The sequence below is a fragment of the Methylobacterium mesophilicum SR1.6/6 genome, assembly GCF_000364445.2.
Lineage (GTDB): Bacteria > Pseudomonadota > Alphaproteobacteria > Rhizobiales > Beijerinckiaceae > Methylobacterium > Methylobacterium mesophilicum_A.
This window is the reverse complement of record NZ_CP043538.1, coordinates 5,101,479-5,121,839: the sequence shown is the minus strand read 5'-3', so window position 1 is coordinate 5,121,839 and position 20,361 is coordinate 5,101,479. Positions and strand designations below refer to the sequence as shown.

Here is a 20,361-nt window from a genome sequence, read left to right as displayed (position 1 = left end):
ATGCCGTTGCCGGAGGAAAGGATCCCTCGTTCGCAGCTGGCCCCAGATCTTCACCGGCCGGTCGTCCGAAACTGTGGCGGCGGAGGGTCGGAACAGGGCCCGGCCGAACCGGACCCCGTCATCCCTCAGCCGGCCTGCTTCACCCGCATGTACCACTCCACCAAACGGCGGACCTGCCGCTCGGTGTAGCCGCGCGCCACCATGCGCTCGACGAACTCGCCGTGCTTCTTCTCGGTCTCGCCGTCCTTTTTCGAGCCGAAGGAGATCACCGGCAGCAGCTCCTCCACCTGCGAGAACATCCGCCGCTCGATCACCTCGCGCAGTTTCTCGTAGCTGGTCCAGCTCGGGTTGCGGCCGCCGTGCTGCGCCCGGGAGCGCAGGGCGAACTTCACCACCTCATTGCGAAAATCCTTCGGGTTGGCGATCCCGGCCGGCTTCTCGATCTTGGTCAGCTCCTGGTTCAGGAGCTCGCGGTTCATCAGCTGGCCGGTCTCGGCGTCCTTGAAGTCCTGGTCCTCGATCCAGGCGTCGGCGTAGTCGATGTACCGGTCGAACAGGTTCTGCCCGTAATCGTGGTACGATTCGAGGTAGGCCTTCTGGATCTCGTGGCCGATGAACTCCGCGTAGCGCGGGGCCAGCTCGGTCTTGATGAATTCCAGGTACTTCTTCTCGGTCTCGGGCGGGAGCTGCTCGCGGCGCAGCGACTGCTCCAGCACGTACATCAGGTGCACCGGGTCGGCCGAGACCTCGGTGGTGTCGTGGTTGAAGGTCGCGGCCAGCACCTTGAAGGCGAAGCGGGTCGAGATCCCGTCCATGCCCTCGTCGACGCCGGCCGTGTCCTTGTACTCCTGCATCGAGCGGGCGCGGGGATCGACCTCGCGTAAGGACTCGCCGTCGTAGACCCGCATCTTCGAGAAGACGTTGGAATTGGCATGCTCGCGCAGGCGCGACAGCACCGAGAACCGCGCCAGCATCTCCAGCGTGCCGGGCGCGCAGGCCGCGTCCGACAGTTCCGAGCCGGAGATCAGCTTCTCGTAGATCCGCTGCTCCTCGGTGACGCGCAGGCAGTACGGGACCTTGATCACGTAGATCCGGTCGATGAAGGCCTCGTTGTTCTTGTTGGTCTTGAACGACTGCCACTCGGCCTCGTTCGAGTGGGCCAGGATCACGCCGGTGAAGGGAATCGCGCCGATATTCTCGGTGCCGACGTAGTTGCCCTCCTGCGTCGCGGTGAGCAGCGGGTGCAGCATCTTGATCGGCGCCTTGAACATCTCGACGAACTCGAGGATGCCCTGGTTCGCCCGGTTCAGGCCGCCCGAGTACGAGTAGGCGTCGGGATCGGCCTGCGACAGGGTCTCCAGGCGGCGGATATCGACCTTGCCGACCAGCGAGGAGATGTCCTGGTTGTTCTCGTCGCCCGGCTCGGTCTTGGCGATGGCGATCTGGCGCAGGCGCGAGGGCCGGACCTTGATCACCTTGAACCGCGAGATGTCGCCGTTGAACTCGTCGAGGCGCTTCAGCGCCCAGGGGCTCATCAGGCCGGTCAGCCGCCGGCGCGGGATGCCGTAGCGGCGCTGGATCTCCTCGCCCATGGTCTCGGGGTCGAACAGGCCCAGCGGACTCTCGAAGACCGGCGAAACCTCGTCCCCGGCTTTGAGTACGTAGACGGGGTGAACCTCCATCAGGAGCTTCAGCCGCTCGGCCAGCGACGACTTACCGCCGCCCACCGGACCCAGCAGGTAGAGGATTTGCTTGCGCTCCTCCAGCCCCTGCGCGGCGTGGCGGAAGAACGAGACGATCCGCTCGATCGTCTCCTCCATGCCGTAGAACTCGCGGAAGGCCGGATAGGTCCGGATCGTCCGGTTCATGAAGATCCGGCCGAGGCGCGAATCCCTTGCGGTGTCTACGAATTCGGGCTCGCCGATCGCCGCCAGGATGCGCTCGGCGGCCGAGGCGTACATCAGCGGCTCGTCGCGGCAGGCCTCAAGATACTCGGAGAGCGTCATCTCCGTGTCGCGGCGGGCCTCGTACCCTCGGGCGAAGCTCTGGAAAAGGTCGTTCGTCGCATGCATGGGCATTCGATAACCCTCTCAGACCGTGACAGCTTCATCCTGTCTCGGCTCGGATGCAACCGACAGGCCCGCTTTTGTCGCAGTGCGGCGAGCATGGTGCGCGGCATGTCGATTGCTTGCAACACTGCGTCGACCTGAACGCGGCCCGGACGAGTGTCCGCGCCGCGGCCGAGCGCGTGCGCAAGGCTGCAGGATCAGAGAGATCGCGGATCTCCGTCGCCGTTCACAGATCCGTCCCTTCCTTCTTGGCGTCATCTCCGGATTTGCCACCCGAGGCTGCGACCGTAATCTTGACGGTCTGCGTCTGGACTTGCCCGTCGGAACTCTTGACCTCGAACGTCACTTCGTCGGTCCCGGTGAAGCCATTGTTGGGCTGGTAAAAGAGCGCCTGGACGGCCGCCTCCTTGTTGGGACACCGGTAGCTGGCCGGCGTCTTCAGCTTGCCGACCTTGGTGATGACCGAACCGTTCTTCGGGGATCCGGAAACCTTGAACTCCGGCATCGGGCCAGGAGAACAATCCTTCTTGAGATTGGGTGCGATCTCGAGGCGTACGGTCTTGCCGGGGGCGACCGTCTTGGTCCGGCTGGTCGGCGACTGGGCCAGCGCCGGCCCGACGAGAGCCAAGCTCCCCACGAGCAGCGCGGCGAGCGGACGATGGGCGATCATGGCAGCGTCTCTCCGGTGCCGACCCGGGAGCTGTGTCCGGACGCCTGTCCGGATGCCCCGTTCATCGGTGGCGTGCATGTGGGGACGCCGCCGACTGCCGTCGAGGGCTTGGGCGTCGGGTTAATTCTGCAGCGCCGCCGCGACGATGCCGGTGACGCGCGCGATCTGCGCCGCGTCGAACTCTCCCGCCAGGGCGGTGGCGAGCCGCGCCTCGACCCGCGCGCGCTCCCCCGCATCGGCGGTCGGCACGGGGGGGATCTCGTCCTCGGCCAAGCGGCAGACCCGGCGAATCGTCTCGGCGGCCGCGAGCAGCTTCTCGCGATCGGTCGGCCCCATGTCCCAGAGTGGATGGCGCAGGCGGCTGATCACGCGCTTGGCGTCGCGGTACTCCCGATCGACGCCGGTGGCGGCCTCGATCTGGCTGACGAGGAACATCAGTTCCAAGACTTCGGACGCCGCTTCCGGGCAGGTGCGGACGATCCGCATGATGCGGGCCATCAGTTCCTGGCTGGGCGACAGCTTGGATTTGGGCGCGGCCATGCGGGCGACAACGCGAGTTGTTGCCGAAGGTTCGCCTTCCGCGCGTTGTGACAGGCCGGGTGCGGCAGCGGGGCCCGGCAAACCGGCCGGATCGGGTCCCACACCTCCTCGTCGGACGGTCTCGTCAGACGTCCTCGGTGGCCGTCTCCAACCCATCGAGCAGGGCGCGGCACGCACGCAGCTCGGCCAGGACCTCTGCCAGGACGGCACGGTCCGGATCCGCAAGCGCGCCGCTCCGGCCCCCCGCCTCCGCCTCGGCCTCCTGAAACAGCGGCTCGGCCGCCACGGCCTCGCCGCGACCGACCGCCTGGACGAAGCGGACCCCGTGGTCCTTGAGCACCCGCTGCGCCCCCGCGATCGTGTAGCGCCGGACGTGGAGCAGGTGGCGGATGCCGGCGACGAGCTCGACGTCCTGCGGCCGGTAGTAGCGCCGGCCCCCGGCCCGCTTCACCGGACGGATCTGACCGAAGCGGGTCTCCCAGAACCGCAGCACGTGCTGGGGCACGTCGAGGTCCTCGGCCACCTCGCTGATCGTGCGGAACGCGTGGGGGCTCTTCTCGCCGGCTCCGGCCGGCGGTTCGACGGGCTCTTCGGCGGCGAGGGCTGGCGGCATGGGGCTCTGGCGGATCGGTTCGGGACGGACCGATCTTGCCGGCCCGCAAGGCCGGGCTCAAGCCTCGCCGGCTCTGGAATTCCTCCGCAGACCGAAGATTGAGCCGCGCGCGGCTCCACTCAGTCGTCGTCGTGAGCGCCCGCGCCGTTCAGGCCGTTGATCTTGGCCTTGAGCACGTTGGAGGGCTTGAACACCATCACCTGTCGCGGCTCGATCGCCACCTCGACACCGGTCTTCGGGTTGCGGCCGACGCGCTTGCCCTTGCTGCGCACCACGAAGGAGCCGAACGAGGACAGCTTCACGGTTTCACCACTCGCGAGGCAGCTGCAGATCTCCGACAGCACGGTCTCGACGAGGGCGGCAGACTCGGTCCGTGACAGGCCCACCTGATGGTAAACGGCCTCGCTCAAGTCGGCGCGCGTCACCGTCTTGCCTGCCATGCCGTGTCCCCTCGCCCATGTTCCTCGCCCCCATGGCGCCGGGTGCGGCGATCGAGGCCGCACCGAACACTGAAGGCGTATCCCTATGATACGGCACGCTAATCGGCGCTCCGCCCCCGGTCAACCGCACGGGGGTGACGAATTGTTTCGCCGGCCTCACCAGCGGATCAGCGCCGCCCCCCAGCTGAAGCCGCCGCCGATCGCCTCGATCATCACCAAGTCGCCGGTCCGGATGCGGCCGTCCCGCCGCGCCACGTCGAGGGCCAGCGGGATCGAGGCCGCCGAGGTGTTGCCGTGGCGGTCCACCGTCAGGACGATCTTCTCCCGGGCGATCCCGAGCTTGTCGGCCGAGGCCTCGATGATCCGGCGGTTCGCCTGGTGCGGCACGAACCAGTCGAGATCCTGAGCCGTCGTGCCGGCCTGCTCGAAGGCCTCGACGATCACGTCGGTCACCTGCCCGACCGCGAATCGGAACACGTCGCGGCCCTCCATGCGCAGGTGCCCGGTGGTGCCGGTCGAGCCCGGCCCGCCGTCGACGTAGAGCTTCTCCCGGTGACGGCCGTCCGAGCGAAGGCTCGAACTGAGGACGCCCCGGCCCTCCGCCCCCTCCTGCGCCTCCAGCACGATGGCGCCGGCGCCGTCGCCGAAGAGGACGCAGGTGGTGCGATCCTCCCAGTCGACGATCCGCGAGAAGGTCTCGGCGCCGATCACCAGCGCCCGGCGGGCCGCCCCGGTGGTCAGGAACTTGTCGGCGGTCGAGACCGCGAAGACGAAGCCGGCGCAGACGGCCTGGAGGTCGAAGGCCGCGCCCTGGTGGATGCCGAGGGCCGCCTGGATCTGGGTCGCGGTGGACGGGAAGGTGTGGTCCGGTGTCGAGGTCGCGCAGATGACCAGATCGATGTCATCCGCCGTCAGGCCGGCATCGTCGAGGGCGGCCCGCCCGGCCCGGGTGCCGAGCACCGAGGTGGTCTCGCTCTCGGACGCGATGTGGCGCTGGCGGATGCCGGTGCGCTGGACGATCCATTCGTCGGAGGTGTCGACCCGCTCGGCGAGGGCGGCGTTCGTCACCACCGCGTCGGGCAGGCTCGATCCGGTCCCGACCACCACCGAGCGCAGGTTCGGGGCGCGCCGGTTCTGCTCGGGATCTGTGCGGAGGTTTGCCATCTGTGTCCTTCCCGGACGGTTGCGGCCTCACAATTCCCAGTTGTGATGCCGGGACCGCCCGATTTCCATCCCGTCCGGCGACGGGCTCTCAAGCCGGGACCGGCCGGCACTGGCCGGTCAGGCCGGCGCGAGGGCCGATGTCTGGTCGAGCATCTCGCGGATCGTGCGGATCATGTCGTGGCGGGCCATGTCGTGCGCCAGATCGATCGCCGCCGCGAAGCCCTGCGCGTTCTCCGAGCCGTGGCTCTTGATGACGATCCCCTCCAGGCCGAGGAACACGCCGCCGTTGGCCCGGCTCGGATTCATCTTGTCCTTGAGCGCCCGGAAGGCCTGCCGGGCGAACAGCGCGCCGATCTTGGCGGCGAGCGTCCGGGTCATCGCGGCGCGCAGGTAGGTGGCGATCTGCTTGGCGGTGCCCTCGGCGGTCTTGAGGGCGATGTTGCCGGTGAACCCCTCGGTCACCACCACGTCGACCGTGCCGCGGCCGAGATCGGTGCCCTCCACGAAGCCGTGGTAGCTCAGGCCCGGGCTCTCCATCTCGCGCAGGATCCGGGCGGCCTCCTTGACCGCCTCGTTGCCCTTCATCTCCTCGGTGCCGACATTGAGCAGGCCAACGGTCGGACGGTCGAGGTCGAACACGATGCGGGCCATGGCCGAGCCCATGACGGCCATCTCGACGAGGTGCTCGGCGTCGGTGCCGATGGTGGCGCCGACGTCGAGCACGACGCTCTCGCCGCGCACGGTCGGCCACAGGCAGGCGATGGCCGGGCGCTCGATGCCCGACATGGTCTTCAGGCAGATCTTCGACATCGCCATCAGGGCGCCGGTGTTGCCGGCCGACACGCAGGCATCGGCTTGGCCGTCGCGGACCGCCTGGATCGCCTGCCACATGGAGGACTTGCCCCGGCCCTGGCGCACCGCCTGGCTCGGCTTGTCGTCCATCGCCACCGCCACGCTGGTGTGGCGAATCTCGACGCAGTCCTTGAGCCGGGGCTCGTTGGCGACCAGCGGCGCGATGACGGCCTCGTCGCCGAACATCAGGAAGGTGGTGCCGGGATGGCGCTCGCGGGCGAGCGCGGCGCCGGGCACGACGGTGGTGGGCCCGTGGTCGCCGCCCATGGCGTCGAGCGAGATGCACACGCGTTGGGACATGTCGTTAGCGGATCGCGGATCTCGGCGGGGGATATGGCGGGACAGGCCCCGCCGGGCGCGGCGGACCATAGCGATACCGGCCCGGCGGGCAAATGAAATCGGGCGGCACGCGGTTCCGTTCTCCGCCCGGTGGCGCTCAGGCAGCACTCAGGCGGCAGCCCCGGCACGGTATCCGGCAGCGTGCGCTGCACGACCGCGCCCCTTCGCGTGGTGGCCTGCACCCGCTCCCGGACGGGTGGTGCGAACCGGAGTCTGATCCCGGCCCGACGATCGGCCGCGCGGCGGCGCCGCCGCCTATCTCACCAGCGTCGGCAGCGGCGCGGACGACCCGTCCGGCACCGCCGTCCGGGCGACGTTCATGGTCATGGCCAGCAGCGCGTAGTAGCCGTTGATGCCGGTCAGATCGATCGCGCCCTGCGCACCGAAGCGCGCCTCAACGGCCGCGTAGGTCGGGTCGCTCACCGCACGGTTATGCATCAGCTCCGTCGAGAAGGCGTAGGCCAGGGCCTCGTCGGCGCTCATGGTGTCGGGCCGGCGCCCCTCGGCCAGGGCCTGCGCGGTCTCGGGCGCGACGCCGGCCTTGAGGGCGATCGGGTGATGGATCGCCCACTCCACCGGCTGGCTCCATTCCCGGGCCACGATGAGGATCGCGAACTCGCTGATCCGCAGCGGCAGGGCACTGCCGTAGCGCAGGTACAGCCCCATCCGGCTGGCGCAGAGCATCAGTTCCGGGCTGCGCAGCAGCGGAACGAACGGCCCGAAGACCGGGACGCCGCGCTCGGCCGAAAACGCCGCCGCCGCGGCGGCCTGCGCCTCCGTGAGATCCCCCGCCGGGATCTCCGGCATGCGCTCCGCCCTGGTCTGGCCGCTCGCCATGACGTCTCCTCGCTTCCCTATCCCTGGCGCGCTCTGGATTTCCGGCCCCACTGCGCCTAGACCGTAGGGGCTCACCGGCACGACCCGCGCCCGGAGCGGGCCGCGATCCCTACCGCCAGCGAGGCTTACGGCTTTGGCCCTCCCCGTCAACGAACGCCGGCGCATCATGCTGCTCACGGGCGCGAGCCGGGGCATCGGCCACGCCACCGTCAAGCGCTTCTCGGCCGCGGGCTGGCGGGTGATCACCTGCTCGCGCCACGCCTTCCCGGAGAACTGCCCCTGGGAGATGGGCCCCGAGGACCATCTCCAGGTCGACCTCGCGGATGCCCAGGACACGGTCCGCGCCGTCGAGGAGGTCCGGGGCCGGCTCGCCGCCGAGGGCGGCGTGCTGCACGCGCTGGTCAACAATGCCGGCATCTCGCCGAAGGGACCGGAGGGCGAGCGCCTCGGCGCGCTCGCCACCGAGTTCGATGCGTGGCAGCGGGTGTTCCAAGTCAACCTCTTCGCCACGATCCTGCTCGCCCGGGGCCTGCGCGAGGAACTCGCCCGGGCCAAGGGCTCGATCGTCAACGTGACGTCGATCGCGGGCTCGCGCGTCCACCCCTTCGCGGGGGCGGCCTACGGCACGTCCAAGGCGGCGCTGGCCGGCCTGACCCGCGAGATGGCCGCCGATTTCGGGCCGCTGGGCGTGCGGGTGAACGCGATCTCGCCCGGCGAGATCGACACCTCGATCCTGTCGCCCGGCACCGAGAAGCTGATCGAGCAGATCCCCCAGCGCCGCCTCGGCACCCCGGACGAGGTCGCCAAGGCGATCTACTTCCTGTGCACCGAGGCCTCGTCCTACGTGAACGGGGCCGAGCTGCACATCAACGGCGGCCAGCACGTTTGACCAGAGCGCGCCTCGCCGACGCGGCGTCCGCTTCGACGCAGGCGCGTACGGACAGGCGCGCGGACAGACCGGACGCGGCGGCGCGTGGCCGTGACGTCCGGCGCCGGGCGCTCCTCGCAGGCCTGCTCCTGTGCGCGCTCCCGCACGCCACCGCGCGGGCCGAGCCCGCCGTCCGGATCCTCGACCTGCCCTTCAAGGTGCGCGCACTGCGCGGCCCCCGCAGCGAGGCCGCGGTCTCGGTGGCGACCTCCGGCCTCCTGCCGATCACCGGCGCGACGGTGAGTCAGCAGCCCGGCGACGAGGAGAGCGCACCGCTCGCCGTGGCCTGGGGCGACGCGGGCGGCGCCGTGCTGGCGCTGTCCAGCGGCACCGTCACGGTCCGCCCGATCGGGCCGGAGGCGGTGGAGGGGCTTACCGCCGCCGAGACGCCGCGCGGAGCCCTGCCCGGCTCGCGCCGGGCGCTGTCCGGGCCGATCAGCGCCTATCTCACCGGGCGCACCCGCGCCGCCGACGGCAGCGAGGCCGCCTCCGTCCTGACGATCCGCGAGCGCCAGCCGATGGCGGTCAGCACCGATCCGAAGCCGGTGCCGGTGGCCACCGTCACGGTGCCGGCGGGGGGCGAGGCGGTGTTCGCGCCCCTCCGGCCGCGCCTGCTGCGCCTCGGCGACCGCCCGGCACTGCTCGCCACGACGCGCTCCGGCGCGGATTCGGGCGGGCTCGTCCTGATCGGCCGTCCGGCGGGCGGCACCTGGGCGGTCACGGCGCGCACGGACCCGCAGCCCGGGCCGCCCCTCAAGATCGCCGGGATCGCCGACTTCGCCGGGTCCGGCCAGATCCAGGCCGCGACGGTGAGCGCGCGCGGCCGCCTGCAAATCTGGACGCTGCAGCCCGACCGGATCGAGCCGGCCGGCGCGGCGGAGGGCTACGCCGCCGGCGACGGCGATTCGGACCTCGCGGTCACGGCCCCGGCCGGCGGCAGCCCCGAGCTGATTCTGCCCGTGGCGGGCAAGCCGGAAATCGCCCTGATCACGGTGAAGGGCGCGCCGCGCGAGCGCCTGCGCGTGCCGCTCCCGGCGGCGCCCGAGACCGGCATCGTGGTCCTCGGCGAGGGCGCGGCGGCGCGGATCGTGGTCGGCCTCGCCGACGGGCGGGTGGCTGTGGTCGCCCCCGAGGGAGGGACGCCGTGACCGCGGACGCGCCGGCGGCCGACAGCCGCCTGTTCCCGGCGCGCCCCTTCGTGGGTGCGTCGATCGCGGTGATCCGCGGCGACCGGGTGCTGCTGGCCGCCCGCGCCAACGAGCCGATGCGCGGGGTCTGGACGCTCCCGGGCGGCCTCGTGGAGGCCGGCGAATCCCTCGCCGAGGCGGCCCTGCGCGAATTGTCCGAGGAGGTCGGCCTGTCGGCGGCGGTCGTCGGCGTGCTCCCGCCCACCGAGATCATCGTCCGCGACGAAGCCGGGCGCGCCCGGCACCACTACGTCGTCCACCCGCACGCGGCCCTGTGGCAGGGCGGCGAGCCGGTGGCCGGGCCCGAGGCCCTCGGGACCCGCTGGGCGACGCTGGCCGAGGTCGCCACGCTGCCGACGACCCCGGGCCTGATCGACACCCTGCGGGCGGCCTTCGCGCGCACGGCGCTGCAGGACCGGGAGGCGACGGCGTGAGGCGCCCGGCATCGATCCTGTGCCTGCTCGCGCTCCTCGCCGGGGAGGTTCCGACGCCGGCTCCGGCGCAGCAGCGCGCAGGGCGCCCGGCCGCCCGGGACACCGCCAAGGAAGCCACGAAGGAGGCGCCCAAGGAGGCGAACGCGCCCGCCGACGTCCCCGCGCCCTACGACCGCGACCTGATGCGCATGTCCGAGATCATCGGGGCGCTGGCGTTCCTGCGCGGCCTGTGCGGGACCCCCGACGCCGCGGACTGGCCGGCCCGCATGAAGGCGCTAATCGAGTCCGAGGGCGTGACGCCCGCCCGCCGCGACCGGCTGGCCGGGGCCTATAACCGCGGCTATCGCGGCTACGCGCTGACCTACCGGGTCTGCACGCCGGCCGCCCACGAGGCCGCCGCCCGCTACGTCGCCGAGGGCGACCGGCTGTCGCACGCGCTGGCCGGCCGGTTCGGCGGGTGAAACAAGGGGGTGATGCAGGGGGAACACACCCCGCGCCGATGCCGGCAATGCATCGGATTTGAGTCCCCGCGTTAACCGATCTGAAATTCCCGGCTGGCCGAGCCGCCGGGACCCGCCTATCATCCGTCCTGTCCACCGGGTCTCGTGCCCGGCGAAACGGAAGTGTCGGGCCATGCAGCACATCTCTCACACCGCCCCCACCGAGGTCGATGTCGAGGAGAAGCGCGTCGCGCTGAGTTACGTCTCGGAAGCGTTCGCGGAGGGCTGCCTCGACGGGCTCGACGGCGATTGCATGGCCCAGGCCGCGCTGTTCGCGGCCTTCCAGGAACTGGTGACCACCTACGGCGAGGAAGCGACGGCGCGCTACGCGGAAGGATTCCCCGAGCGCATCCGCGGGGGCGCCTTCACCACGACCCTCCAGCACTGAGGTGCGCGGCGCGGACGGTTGAGGCGGGCGCGGGCAGCGCCTACGTCCCGGCTCCGCGGTCCGCTACGCCGGATCGCCCCGTCGCGTGAGGAAGAGCCTGCCATGCCTGTCGCCCTGCTGCCGGACCGCGCCCTGGTCGTCGTCACCGGCCCGGACGCCACCGCGCTGCTCCAGGGCGTGCTGACCTGCAATGTCGAGACGCTGCAGGCCGGCGAGGCCCGGCTCGGCGCCTTGCTGACGCCGCAGGGCAAGATCCTGTTCGATTTCCTCGTCTCGCGGATCCCGGACGGGTTCCGGTTCGACGTGCAGGCCGATCGGGCGGCCGATCTCGCCAAGCGCCTGACGCTCTACCGGCTGCGCGCGCAGGTCACGATCGCCGCCGACCCGGCGGTCGCGGTGGCGGCCGCCTGGGACGGCGCCGTGCCGGCCGCGGCCGAGGCGGTCGCCGATTCCCGCCACGCCGATCTCGGCGCCCGGCTCTACGCCGAGGCGGGCGCCTTCTCGGCGGACGCCGCGGAGGCGGATTACCACGCCCACCGGATCGCCCTGGGCATCCCGGAGGGCGGGCGCGACTACGCCTTCAGCGACGCCTTCCCCCACGAAGCGCTGATGGACCAGCTCGGCGGCATCGACTTCCGGAAGGGCTGCTACGTCGGCCAGGAGGTGGTGTCGCGCATGCAGCACCGTGGCACGGCCCGGACCCGCATCCTGGCGGCCGCCTACCCGGAGGGGGCGCCCGCGCCGGGCACCGAGATCACGGCCGCCGGCAAGGTGCTGGGCACCACCGGCGGCGTGGCGAGCGGTCGTGGCCTCGCGACGGTCCGCCTCGATCGCCTGGGCGATGCTCTGGCGGCCGGCGAGACACCGCTCGCGGGCGACCGGCCGGTACAGTTGGAGCGGCCAGGCTACGCGACCTTCGCGATGCCCGAGGCGGCGGCAGGCGCAGCGGGTTGAACATCGTGCCGCTTCGCGGCTTCGCTGCACGATGGCGTTCTGCTCCTGTTCTCGTTAAACCGGGCGTATGTCCGAGACCGGCCTGATTCACCATCCCGATGGCTGCACCCGCTGCTGGTGGTCCGGCCTCGACCCGCTCTATGTCGCCTATCACGACACCGAGTGGGGCGTGCCCGAGCGCGACGGCCGCGCCCTCTACGAGAAGCTGATCCTCGACGGCTTCCAGGCCGGCCTGTCGTGGATCACCATCCTGCGCCGCCGCGAGGGTTTTCGCGAGGCCTTCGCGGGCTTCGACCCGGAGCGGATCGCGCGCTTCACCGACGCGGACGTGGCGCGGCTGATGGCGGATGCCCGCATCATCCGCAACCGCGCCAAGATCCAGGGCACCATCGCGGGCGCCCGGGCCTGGCTGCGGATCGAGGAGCGCGGCCCCGGCTTCGCGCGCTTCCTGTGGGATTTCGTGGACGGGCGGCCGATCCAGGGCACCGCCCGGACCCGCGCCGAGATCGCCACCGAAACCCCGGTCTCCCGGGCGATCGGCAAGGCGCTCAAGGCGGAGGGATTCTCCTTCTGCGGACCTACCATCGTGCACGCCTTCATGCAGGCGGTGGGCATGGTCAACGACCACCTCGTCGGCTGTCACCGGCACGGCCCCTGCGCGGAGCTGGGGCGGACCCCGTGAGCGGGCCGGCGCCCCGCGCGTGGCAGCGGATGCTCTCCGGCCGCCGCCTCGACCTCCTCGACCCAGCGCCCCACGACATCGCGGTCGCCGACATCGCCCACGGACTCGCCCGGGTCGCCCGCTGGAACGGCCAGACGCGGGGACCGCACGTCTTCTCGGTGGCCCAGCACAGCCTGCTGGTCGAGGCGGTCGGCCGTCACATCGCCCCCGGCTGCACCGCGGCCGACAGCCTGGAATTGCTGCTGCACGACGCACCGGAATACGTGGTCGGCGACATCATCTCCCCGCTCAAGGCGGCGATCGGCGATGCCTATCGTGGGGTCGAGCTGCGCCTGCTCGCCGCCATCCGCCGCCGGTTCGGGCTGGCGGAGCCTTCGCCGACGCTCGCTGCACTGGTGAAGCGGGCCGACCGATGCGCCGCCCATCTGGAGGCCGTCCGCCTCGCCGGCTTCGCGCCCGACGAGGCCGCCCTCTATTTCGGTCAGGCCGCGGACCTGCCCGATCCGGTCCTGGCGCTGGCGGAACCCTGGCCGACCGCCGAGGCCGAGGCCCGCTTCCTCGACCGGTTCCAGGATCTGTGCCGGACCTGACGCGCCCGCCCTCGATCCGTCACGATCCCGCGCCACTGGCCACGGCACCATGCCGACTCTCCACGTCTGCCCCCTCTCGCGCCTGTCCGAGACCGTCGCCGCCACCGGCGCGAGCCACGTGCTCACGCTGATCAACGTCGGCACGCCCCTGGAACGGCCCGCGGTGATCGACGCCGCGAACCACGCCGTCATCGGGGTCAGCGACATCGCGACGGCCCGGGACGGGCACGTCCTGCCGGCGGAGGAGCACGTCGCCCGCGTGCTCGACTTCGTCCGGGGCTGGCCCCGGGAGAAGCCCCTCGTCGTCCACTGCTACGCCGGGATCAGTCGCTCGACCGCCGCGGCCTACATCGCGGCCTGCGCGCTGGCGCCGGAGCGCGACGAGGACGCGATCGCCGACACCCTGCGGGCGGCGTCCCCGTCCGCCACGCCCAACCCGCTCTTCGTCGCCATCGCCGACCGGATGCTCGGGCGCGAGGGCCGGATGGTCGCGGCCATCGCGCGGATCGGCCGCGGGGCCGACGCCTTCGAGGGCACGCCGTTCTGCCTGACGCTGGTGTGAGGACCCTGCCGGTTTCCGGGTGTGGCGCAAACGCCGCCGCCCCGGTTCAAAACTGGCCCGCGGGGGCTGGCGCCCCCCGCGCCTGGGTTGTAGCCGCGGGGTCTACCGCCTTAGAACCTCCCCAAAGGAAGTATCAGGGATGACCACGAGCAGACCCGAGGTGGCCCCCGCCGCCGGCGACCTGCCCTTCGAGAAGGCTCTGGAGCAGCTCGAGGAAATCGTCCGACGGCTCGAGCGGGGCGACGTGCCGCTGGACGAATCGGTGGCGATCTACGAGCGCGGCGAGGTGCTGAAGAAGCATTGCGAGGCGCTCCTCAAGCGGGCCGAGGCGCGGATCCAGCGGATCACCCTCGGCTCCGACGGGCGGCCCGAGGGCGTGGCGCCGCTCGATATGTCCTGAGGCTCGGCGGTCCGACCGATCCTGTCCGATAGAGGTTGATGCCGTGGCGATTACCCCCGAGCAGAGCGCGCTCCTAGACCGTATCCCGAACCCTGCTGCGTTGCGCGGTCTTCCGGAGTCGGAGCTGCAGGCGGTGGCGGACGCGGTGCGGGCCGAGATGATCGACGCGGTCTCGATCACCGGCGGCCATCTCGGCTCCGGGCTGGGCGTGGTCGAGCTCACGGTCGCGCTGCACCACGTGTTCGACACCCCCGACGACCGCATCGTCTGGGACGTCGGCCACCAGTGCTACCCGCACAAGATCCTCACCGAGCGCCGCGACCGCATCCGCACGCTGCGCCAGGGCGGCGGCCTGTCGGGCTTCACCAAGCGCTCCGAGAGCGTCTACGACCCCTTCGGCGCCGCCCACTCCTCCACGTCGATCTCGGCCGCGCTGGGCATGGCGGTCGCCCGCGACCTCGACGCGGCCTCCGCCAAGCAGAAGGGCCAGGCGCGCAAGCGCCGCAACGCCATCGCGGTGATCGGCGACGGCTCGATGTCGGCCGGCATGGCCTACGAGGCCATGAACAACGCCGGCGCCCTGCACTCGCGCCTGATCGTCATCCTCAACGACAACGACATGTCGATCGCCCCGCCTGTCGGCGCCATGTCGGCCTACCTCGCGCGGCTGGCCTCGGGCGGCACCTACCAGTCCCTGCGCGAGACCGCCAAGCAGCTCGGCAAGCTGCTGCCGAAGGCGCTCTACCAGCGCGCGGCCGCGGCCGAGGAGTACGCCCGCTCGCTGGTGGTCGGCGGCGGCACCATGTTCGAGGAGATGGGCTTCCACTACGTCGGTCCCGTGGACGGGCACAACCTCGACCACCTGCTGCCGGTGCTGAAGAACGTGCGCGACGCCGAGCACGGCCCGATCCTGCTGCACGTGGTCACCCGCAAGGGCAAGGGCTACGCGCCGGCGGAAGCCAGTGCCGACCGCTACCACGGCGTGGTCAAGTTCGACGTGGTCTCAGGGGTGCAGGCCAAGGCCAAGCCGAACGCGCCGGCCTACACGCGGGTGTTCGGCGAGAGCCTGATCAAGGCGGCGGACGCCGACGACCGGGTGGTGGCGATCACGGCCGCGATGCCGGGCGGCACGGGCATCGACCTGTTCGGCAAGGCGCATCCGGACAAGACCTTCGACGTGGGCATCGCCGAGCAGCACGCGGTGACGTTCGCGGGGGGGCTGGCGACCGAGGGCTACCGTCCGTTCGTGGCGATCTACTCGACGTTCCTGCAGCGGGCCTACGACCAGGTGGTGCACGACGTGGCGCTGCAGAACCTGCCGGTGCGCTTCTGCATGGACCGTGCGGGGCTGGTGGGGGCGGACGGGGCGACGCATGCCGGCGCGTTCGACCTGGCGTATCTGTGCTGCCTGCCGAACATGACGGTGATGGCGGCGGCCGACGAGGCCGAGCTGGTGCACATGGTGGCGACCGCGCACGCGCACGACACGGGCCCGATCGCGCTGCGCTACCCGCGCGGCGAGGGTGTGGGGGTGGAGCTTCCGGAGCGGGGCGAGGTGCTGGCGATCGGCAAGGGCCGTGTGGTGCGGCGGGACGCGGAGGCGCGGGTCGCGGTTCTGAGCCTGGGCACGCGGCTTTCGGAGGCTCTGAAGGCGGCGGACACGCTGGCCGAGCAGGGCGTGGCGGTGACGGTGGCGGATGCGCGGTTCGCCAAGCCTCTGGACGAGGCGCTGGTCCTGGAGCTTGCGCGGGACCACGAGGTTCTCCTGACGATCGAGGAGGGCTCGCGGGGCGGGTTCGGCGCGATGGTTCTGCACCTGCTCGCCGAGAAGGGCGCGCTGGACGCGGGGCGGGTGCGGGTCCGGACGATGACCTTGCCGGACGCCTACCAGGACCACGACAGCCCGGAGAAGATGTACGCGCAGGCGGGGCTCGACGCCGCCACCATCGTCAGGACCGCGCTCGATACGTTGCCGGAGCGGAAGGAAGGGCGGTCGCGCCTGCGGCTCGCCTGAGGTCGGCCGCCGGGCCGCGGCTTGCCGCTCGAGCGGTTCGATGACACAAGCGCGGCGCGGCTGGGGATCCCCGGCCGCGCTGGTTTTCGGTAACCCTCCAGATCCGTGATGGCAGAGGCCATAACCCCCGGCTCATCCGAGGTCGGTCCCGTGCTGATCACCGGCGCGAGCGGCTTCCTCGGCTCCGCATTGGTCGACGTCTTCCGCCGGGCCGGCTTCCCGGTGCGCATCCTCGTGCGCGCCTCGAGCCCCCGCCGGAATCTCACCTGGACCGACGTCGAGATCGCCGAGGGCGACATGCGCGATCCGGCCGCCGTGGCGGCGGCGATGCGCGGACAGCGCTACCTGATCCACGCGGCGGCCGATTACCGGCTCTGGGCGCCGGACATGGAGGAGATCGTCCGCACCAACCGCGACGGCACGCGCCTGATGATGCGCGCGGCCCTGGAGGCGGGGGTGGAGCGGGTGGTCTACACGTCGAGCGTCGCGACGATCAGGCCGCCGGCCGACGGCGTCACGCCCTCCGACGAGACCATGCCGCTGACGCCCGAGACCGCCATCGGCGCCTACAAGCGCAGCAAGGTCGTGGCCGAGCGGGTGGTCGAGGAGATGGTCGCCCGGGACGGCCTGCAGGCGGTGATCGTCAACCCCTCGACGCCGATCGGCCCCCGCGACGTCAAGCCGACCCCCACCGGCCGGATCATCCAGGAGGCGGCGCTCGGCAAGATGCCGGCCTTCGTCGATACCGGCCTCAACCTCGCCCACGTGGACGACGTGGCCCAGGGGCACCTCCTGGCGCTGCGCAAGGGCCGGATCGGCGAGCGCTACATCCTCGGCGGCGAGGACGTGTTCCTGTCGCAGATGCTCGCCGACATCGCCGGGATGGTCGGGCGCAAGCCGCCGACCGTGAACCTGCCGCGGGCGGCGGTCTACCCGGTGGCGTTCTTCGCCCAGCTCGCCGCCCGGGTCACCGGCAAGCAGCCCTTCGCGACGATCGACGGCATCCGCATGTCCCGCTACCGGATGTTCTTCTCGGACAGGAAGGCGCGGGCCGAACTCGGCTACGCGGCGCGGCCCTACCGCGAGGGCCTGTCCGACGCGATCACGTGGTTCCGGGAGGCGGGGTACCTCGCATGAGCACCCTCGAGACCGCCACCGCGACGCGCTCCGGCAAGGGCCACCACGACGAGAATTTCCCGGTCGCCTCGCACCTGATCCATCCGCGCCACCGCGGCGCGATCCTGGCCTTCTACAACTTCGTCCGTGCCGGCGACGACGTGGCCGACCACGCGGACCTGTCGCCCGAGCGCAAGATCGAGCTGCTCGACCGGCTGGCGGATTCGCTCACCGGTGCCGGTCCCTCCGATCCGGAGGCCGAGCCGCTCAAGCGCGAACTCGCCGCCCGCGGATTGCCGCCCCGCCACGCCCTCGAACTCCTCGACGCGTTCCGCATGGACGCGCGCAAGAGCCGCTACGCCAACTGGGACGAACTGATCCACTATTGCCGCTACTCGGCCATGCCGGTGGGTCGCTACGTCCTCGACGTGCACGGCGAGGATCCGGCCCGGGTCTGGGGGCCGTCCGACGCGATCTGCGCCGCCTTGCAGGTGATCAACCACCTCCAGGATTGCGGCAAGGATTTCGCCGCCCTCGACCGGGTCTACCTCCCGCAGGATTGCCTCGACCGCCACGGCGCCACGGTAACGATGCTGGGTGAGGCCAAGGCGCCGCCGCAGCTCCGGGCCGTGATCCGCGAGCTGGCGCAGAAATGCCTCGACCTCCTCGACGAGGGTGCGGTCCTGCCGGACCTGATCGACGACCTGCGCCTGTCGCTGGAGATCGCCGCGATCCACCGCCTCGCCGTGGTTCTGAGCCGGGGCCTGCTGGAACGCGACCCGCTCTCGGAGAAGGTCCATCACGGCAAGGCCGCCTTCGCCCTCACGGCGCTCGGCGGCATCACCGCCACCCTGACGCGCCGGCCCTTCCGCGGCCGGATCGTCCGGGCCGCGGCTCAAGGAATCCGCCCGTGAGTGCCACCGCGACACCCGCCCACGACCCCGAGAGCGCCGCTCCGGCGCTGCCGGCCGCCGGCTCCTCGTTCTACACGGCCATGCGCCTGCTGCCGAAGGAGCGGCGGGAGGCGATGTACGCCGTCTACGCCTTCTGCCGGGCGGTGGACGACGTCGCCGACGACGGCGGCACCCGGGCGGTCCGGCAGGTCGAACTCGACCGCTGGCGCGCCGACATCGACGCCCTGTATGCCGGCCGCCCGGTCCCCCGGGTCCACGACCTCGTGGAGCCGGTGCGCCGCTTCGGCCTGAAGCGCGAGGATTTCCAGGCGGTGATCGACGGCATGGCCATGGACGCCGTGGCGGACATCGTCGCCCCCGACGCCGAGACCCTCGACCTCTACTGCGATCGGGTCGCCAGCGCCGTCGGGCGACTGTCGGTGCGGATCTTCGGCATGCCGGAGGCGGACGGCGTCCGGCTCGCGTGGCATCAGGGGCGCGCGCTCCAGCTCACCAACATCCTCCGGGACATCGACGAGGATGCCGAGCGCGGCCGGCTCTACCTGCCGCGGGAGAAGCTCCAGGCCATCGGCCTCACCGACCCGACGCCGGTCGAGGCGATCCGTCATCCGCGCATCGGCGAGGTCTGCACCTCCCTCGCCCGGGAGGCCGAGGACCATTACCAGGCGACCTGGGAAATCATCCGGCGCAGCCCGCGCAAGGCGACCAAGGCCGCCCGGCTGATGGCGGCGGCCTATCACCTCTATCTGAAGGCGGTGCTCGCACGCGGCTGGGCCATGCCCCGCGCCCGGGTGAAGCCCGGCAAGCTCGCCCTCCTCGGCGTCGTCCTCCGGCACGGCCTGATCTGATGGGCACCGTTCACGTCGTCGGCGCCGGCCTGGCCGGCCTGTCCGCCGCTGTCGCCCTGGTCGATTCGGGCGCCCGGGTCGTGCTGCACGAGGCCGCCAAGCAGGCGGGCGGTCGCTGCCGCTCCTATTACGACCCGGCCCTCGGCCTGACCATCGACAACGGCAACCACCTGCTGCTCTCCGGCAATGCCGATGCGCTGGGCTTCCTCAAAACGGTCGGCGCACCGCCCGACGCCCTGGTCGGGCCCGACGCGGCGGAGTTCGACTTCGCCGATCTGGAGACCGGCGAGCGCTGGCGCCTGCGGCCCAACGCGGGACGGCTGCCCTGGTGGGTGATGAGCCCGGCGCGGCGCGTTCCCGGCACGAAGGCACGCGACTACCTCGCGCCCCTCGGCATCCTGCGCGCCGCCTCCGGCAAGGCGGAGGGCGCGGGCGGCACGATCGGCGCCCACATGGCGTGCGAGGGCGCGCTCTACCGGCGCCTCTGGCATCCGGTGCTGCTCGCCGCCCTGAACACCGAGCCCCGCGACAGCGACGTCGGCTTGGCGGCGCGGATCCTGCGCGAGACCCTCGGCGCCGGCGGCAAGGCTTGCCGGCCCCTCGTCGCCGTCGAGGGCCTGTCCTACGCCTTCGTGGACCCGGCATTGCGCTACCTGACGGGGCGCGGCTGCGAGATCCGCCTCGGCCGGCGCCTGCGCGGGCTCGACCTCGCGGATGGCCGGGTCGGCCAGCTCGTGTTCTCGGACGGCGCCGAGAGCCTCGGGCCGGAGGACGGCGTCGTCCTGGCGCTGCCGCCCTGGGTGGCCCGCGAGGTGTTGCCCGGTCTCCTCGCCCCGATGGAATTCCGCTCCATCGTGAACGCGCATTTCGCGTATGTGCCGAAGCCCGGCAGCCCCCTGGTCCTCGGCGTCGTCAACAGCCTGACGGAGTGGCTGTTCGCCTATCCGGACCGGTATTCGGTGACGATCAGCGGGGCGGACCGGCTTCTCGACGTGCCGCGGGAAGACCTCGCGCGGCAGATCTGGTCCGAGATCGCACAGCTGTGCAACCTTGCACCGGACCTGCCCAGCTGGCAGATCGTAAAGGAGAAGCGTGCGACCTTCGCGGCGACGCCGGCGGAAGCCGCGCGGCGACCCAGGGCCGAAACCGCCTACGACAATCTCGTCCTGGCAGGCGATTGGACCGCCACCGGCCTGCCGTCGACGATCGAGGGAGCGATCCGCTCGGGCCAGACGGCCGCGCGTACTTTGCGCGCGGGATCTGTCGTGCGCGCCGGAACCCGGGCGCGCGGCGCAGCTTGAGGCATGGCGTCCGCCGCAA

Annotated in this window: 23 protein-coding genes; 15 read left to right on the top strand and 8 right to left on the bottom strand. The window is 71.6% G+C overall.

The genetic code is table 11. From position 1 onward, the window contains the following. Nucleotides 1–125: 125 nt before the first annotated feature. The 8 genes from MMSR116_RS24210 to MMSR116_RS24175 all read right to left on the bottom strand — a co-directional run bounded on the left by MMSR116_RS24210 (nucleotide 126) and on the right by MMSR116_RS24175 (nucleotide 7,524). Entirely contained in the window at nucleotides 126–2,078 is a 1,953-nt protein-coding gene (locus tag MMSR116_RS24210; protein WP_010681919.1) for a PrkA family serine protein kinase, read from the bottom strand. Between the two features lie 217 nt (nucleotides 2,079–2,295). Beyond that, entirely contained in the window at nucleotides 2,296–2,739 is a 444-nt protein-coding gene (locus MMSR116_RS24205; RefSeq protein ID WP_010681920.1) for an Ig-like domain-containing protein, read from the bottom strand. A 120-nt stretch (nucleotides 2,740–2,859) separates the two neighbouring features. Continuing rightward, nucleotides 2,860–3,279, bottom strand: coding sequence for a hypothetical protein (locus MMSR116_RS24200; RefSeq protein ID WP_010681921.1), 420 nt, complete (start codon nucleotides 3,277–3,279; stop codon nucleotides 2,860–2,862). 124 nt (nucleotides 3,280–3,403) lie between these two features. Beyond that, nucleotides 3,404–3,892, bottom strand: a complete 489-nt coding sequence (locus MMSR116_RS24195) for a MerR family transcriptional regulator (RefSeq protein WP_010681922.1) — start codon at nucleotides 3,890–3,892, stop codon at nucleotides 3,404–3,406. Between the two features lie 119 nt (nucleotides 3,893–4,011). Then, a complete protein-coding gene (locus MMSR116_RS24190) occupies nucleotides 4,012–4,332 on the bottom strand; it encodes an integration host factor subunit alpha (RefSeq protein ID WP_010681923.1) in 321 nt (106 codons plus the stop codon). A 156-nt stretch (nucleotides 4,333–4,488) separates the two neighbouring features. Next, nucleotides 4,489–5,496, bottom strand: coding sequence for a beta-ketoacyl-ACP synthase III (locus MMSR116_RS24185; RefSeq protein ID WP_010681924.1), 1,008 nt, complete (start codon nucleotides 5,494–5,496; stop codon nucleotides 4,489–4,491). 117 nt (nucleotides 5,497–5,613) lie between these two features. Then, nucleotides 5,614–6,648, bottom strand: a complete 1,035-nt coding sequence (gene plsX / locus MMSR116_RS24180; protein WP_039892122.1) for a phosphate acyltransferase PlsX — start codon at nucleotides 6,646–6,648, stop codon at nucleotides 5,614–5,616. Nucleotides 6,649–6,942: 294 nt separating this feature from the next. Then, complete coding sequence (locus MMSR116_RS24175) at nucleotides 6,943–7,524, bottom strand: carboxymuconolactone decarboxylase family protein (protein WP_010681926.1); 582 nt, start codon at nucleotides 7,522–7,524, stop codon at nucleotides 6,943–6,945. Nucleotides 7,525–7,690: 166 nt separating this feature from the next. Here MMSR116_RS24175 and MMSR116_RS24170 point away from each other — a divergent pair, with 166 nt between their 5' ends. The 15 genes from MMSR116_RS24170 (at nucleotide 7,691) to hpnE (ending at nucleotide 20,342) form a co-directional block, all read left to right on the top strand. Beyond that, the gene (locus tag MMSR116_RS24170) at nucleotides 7,691–8,413 is read left to right on the top strand and encodes an SDR family NAD(P)-dependent oxidoreductase (protein ID WP_039892132.1); all 723 of its coding nucleotides are present in this window, start codon (nucleotides 7,691–7,693) and stop codon (nucleotides 8,411–8,413) included. After that, nucleotides 8,410–9,600, top strand: a complete 1,191-nt coding sequence (locus MMSR116_RS24165) for a hypothetical protein (protein ID WP_051072103.1) — start codon at nucleotides 8,410–8,412, stop codon at nucleotides 9,598–9,600. Before MMSR116_RS24170 ends, MMSR116_RS24165 begins: the two co-directional genes overlap by 4 nt. Beyond that, on the top strand, nucleotides 9,597–10,073 hold the full coding sequence (locus tag MMSR116_RS24160) for an NUDIX hydrolase (protein ID WP_010681929.1): 477 nt from the start codon (nucleotides 9,597–9,599) through the stop codon (nucleotides 10,071–10,073). Before MMSR116_RS24165 ends, MMSR116_RS24160 begins: the two co-directional genes overlap by 4 nt. Continuing rightward, nucleotides 10,070–10,534, top strand: coding sequence for a TIGR02301 family protein (locus tag MMSR116_RS24155; RefSeq protein ID WP_010681930.1), 465 nt, complete (start codon nucleotides 10,070–10,072; stop codon nucleotides 10,532–10,534). Before MMSR116_RS24160 ends, MMSR116_RS24155 begins: the two co-directional genes overlap by 4 nt. Nucleotides 10,535–10,706: 172 nt before the next feature. Beyond that, complete coding sequence (locus MMSR116_RS24150) at nucleotides 10,707–10,961, top strand: hypothetical protein (RefSeq protein WP_010681931.1); 255 nt, start codon at nucleotides 10,707–10,709, stop codon at nucleotides 10,959–10,961. A 102-nt stretch (nucleotides 10,962–11,063) separates the two neighbouring features. After that, the gene (locus MMSR116_RS24145) at nucleotides 11,064–11,915 is read left to right on the top strand and encodes a YgfZ/GcvT domain-containing protein (RefSeq protein WP_010681932.1); all 852 of its coding nucleotides are present in this window, start codon (nucleotides 11,064–11,066) and stop codon (nucleotides 11,913–11,915) included. A 67-nt stretch (nucleotides 11,916–11,982) separates the two neighbouring features. Further along, nucleotides 11,983–12,597 (top strand): DNA-3-methyladenine glycosylase I, encoded by a 615-nt coding sequence (locus tag MMSR116_RS24140; protein WP_010681933.1) that lies wholly within the window; start codon nucleotides 11,983–11,985, stop codon nucleotides 12,595–12,597. A gap of 29 nt (nucleotides 12,598–12,626) precedes the next feature. After that, nucleotides 12,627–13,187, top strand: coding sequence for a metal-dependent phosphohydrolase (locus MMSR116_RS24135; RefSeq protein WP_010681934.1), 561 nt, complete (start codon nucleotides 12,627–12,629; stop codon nucleotides 13,185–13,187). Between the two features lie 49 nt (nucleotides 13,188–13,236). Next, complete coding sequence (locus tag MMSR116_RS24130) at nucleotides 13,237–13,749, top strand: tyrosine phosphatase family protein (RefSeq protein WP_010681935.1); 513 nt, start codon at nucleotides 13,237–13,239, stop codon at nucleotides 13,747–13,749. A 139-nt stretch (nucleotides 13,750–13,888) separates the two neighbouring features. After that, the gene (locus MMSR116_RS24125; protein ID WP_010681936.1) at nucleotides 13,889–14,149 is read left to right on the top strand and encodes an exodeoxyribonuclease VII small subunit; all 261 of its coding nucleotides are present in this window, start codon (nucleotides 13,889–13,891) and stop codon (nucleotides 14,147–14,149) included. Between the two features lie 43 nt (nucleotides 14,150–14,192). Beyond that, nucleotides 14,193–16,163: a 1-deoxy-D-xylulose-5-phosphate synthase gene (gene dxs, locus MMSR116_RS24120; protein ID WP_010681937.1), complete on the top strand. Its 1,971-nt coding sequence runs from the start codon at nucleotides 14,193–14,195 to the stop codon at nucleotides 16,161–16,163. A gap of 108 nt (nucleotides 16,164–16,271) precedes the next feature. After that, nucleotides 16,272–17,300: a hopanoid-associated sugar epimerase gene (gene hpnA, locus MMSR116_RS24115; RefSeq protein WP_051072104.1), complete on the top strand. Its 1,029-nt coding sequence runs from the start codon at nucleotides 16,272–16,274 to the stop codon at nucleotides 17,298–17,300. Beyond that, nucleotides 17,297–18,193, top strand: coding sequence for a squalene synthase HpnC (gene hpnC / locus MMSR116_RS24110; RefSeq protein WP_010681939.1), 897 nt, complete (start codon nucleotides 17,297–17,299; stop codon nucleotides 18,191–18,193). Before hpnA ends, hpnC begins: the two co-directional genes overlap by 4 nt. Continuing rightward, entirely contained in the window at nucleotides 18,190–19,041 is an 852-nt protein-coding gene (hpnD, locus tag MMSR116_RS24105) for a presqualene diphosphate synthase HpnD (RefSeq protein ID WP_010681940.1), read from the top strand. Before hpnC ends, hpnD begins: the two co-directional genes overlap by 4 nt. Beyond that, on the top strand, nucleotides 19,041–20,342 hold the full coding sequence (hpnE, locus tag MMSR116_RS24100) for a hydroxysqualene dehydroxylase HpnE (RefSeq protein ID WP_010681941.1): 1,302 nt from the start codon (nucleotides 19,041–19,043) through the stop codon (nucleotides 20,340–20,342). Before hpnD ends, hpnE begins: the two co-directional genes overlap by 1 nt. Nucleotides 20,343–20,361: the final 19 nt, after the last annotated feature.

Bases quoted from the DNA above. Each gene is read 5' to 3' on its own strand.
- MMSR116_RS24210 (WP_010681919.1), bottom strand. From the start codon at position 2,078: ATGCCCATGCATGCGACGAACGACCTTTTCCAGAGCTTCGCCCGAGGG.
- MMSR116_RS24205 (WP_010681920.1), bottom strand. From the start codon at position 2,739: ATGATCGCCCATCGTCCGCTCGCCGCGCTGCTCGTGGGGAGCTTGGCT.
- MMSR116_RS24200 (WP_010681921.1), bottom strand. From the start codon at position 3,279: ATGGCCGCGCCCAAATCCAAGCTGTCGCCCAGCCAGGAACTGATGGCC.
- MMSR116_RS24195 (WP_010681922.1), bottom strand. From the start codon at position 3,892: ATGCCGCCAGCCCTCGCCGCCGAAGAGCCCGTCGAACCGCCGGCCGGA.
- MMSR116_RS24190 (WP_010681923.1), bottom strand. From the start codon at position 4,332: ATGGCAGGCAAGACGGTGACGCGCGCCGACTTGAGCGAGGCCGTTTAC.
- MMSR116_RS24185 (WP_010681924.1), bottom strand. From the start codon at position 5,496: ATGGCAAACCTCCGCACAGATCCCGAGCAGAACCGGCGCGCCCCGAAC.
- plsX (WP_039892122.1), bottom strand. From the start codon at position 6,648: ATGTCCCAACGCGTGTGCATCTCGCTCGACGCCATGGGCGGCGACCAC.
- MMSR116_RS24175 (WP_010681926.1), bottom strand. From the start codon at position 7,524: ATGGCGAGCGGCCAGACCAGGGCGGAGCGCATGCCGGAGATCCCGGCG.
- MMSR116_RS24170 (WP_039892132.1), top strand. From the start codon at position 7,691: ATGCTGCTCACGGGCGCGAGCCGGGGCATCGGCCACGCCACCGTCAAG.
- MMSR116_RS24150 (WP_010681931.1), top strand. From the start codon at position 10,707: ATGCAGCACATCTCTCACACCGCCCCCACCGAGGTCGATGTCGAGGAG.
- MMSR116_RS24145 (WP_010681932.1), top strand. From the start codon at position 11,064: ATGCCTGTCGCCCTGCTGCCGGACCGCGCCCTGGTCGTCGTCACCGGC.
- MMSR116_RS24140 (WP_010681933.1), top strand. From the start codon at position 11,983: ATGTCCGAGACCGGCCTGATTCACCATCCCGATGGCTGCACCCGCTGC.
- MMSR116_RS24135 (WP_010681934.1), top strand. From the start codon at position 12,627: ATGCTCTCCGGCCGCCGCCTCGACCTCCTCGACCCAGCGCCCCACGAC.
- MMSR116_RS24130 (WP_010681935.1), top strand. From the start codon at position 13,237: ATGCCGACTCTCCACGTCTGCCCCCTCTCGCGCCTGTCCGAGACCGTC.
- MMSR116_RS24125 (WP_010681936.1), top strand. From the start codon at position 13,889: ATGACCACGAGCAGACCCGAGGTGGCCCCCGCCGCCGGCGACCTGCCC.
- hpnA (WP_051072104.1), top strand. From the start codon at position 16,272: ATGGCAGAGGCCATAACCCCCGGCTCATCCGAGGTCGGTCCCGTGCTG.
- hpnC (WP_010681939.1), top strand. From the start codon at position 17,297: ATGAGCACCCTCGAGACCGCCACCGCGACGCGCTCCGGCAAGGGCCAC.
- hpnE (WP_010681941.1), top strand. From the start codon at position 19,041: ATGGGCACCGTTCACGTCGTCGGCGCCGGCCTGGCCGGCCTGTCCGCC.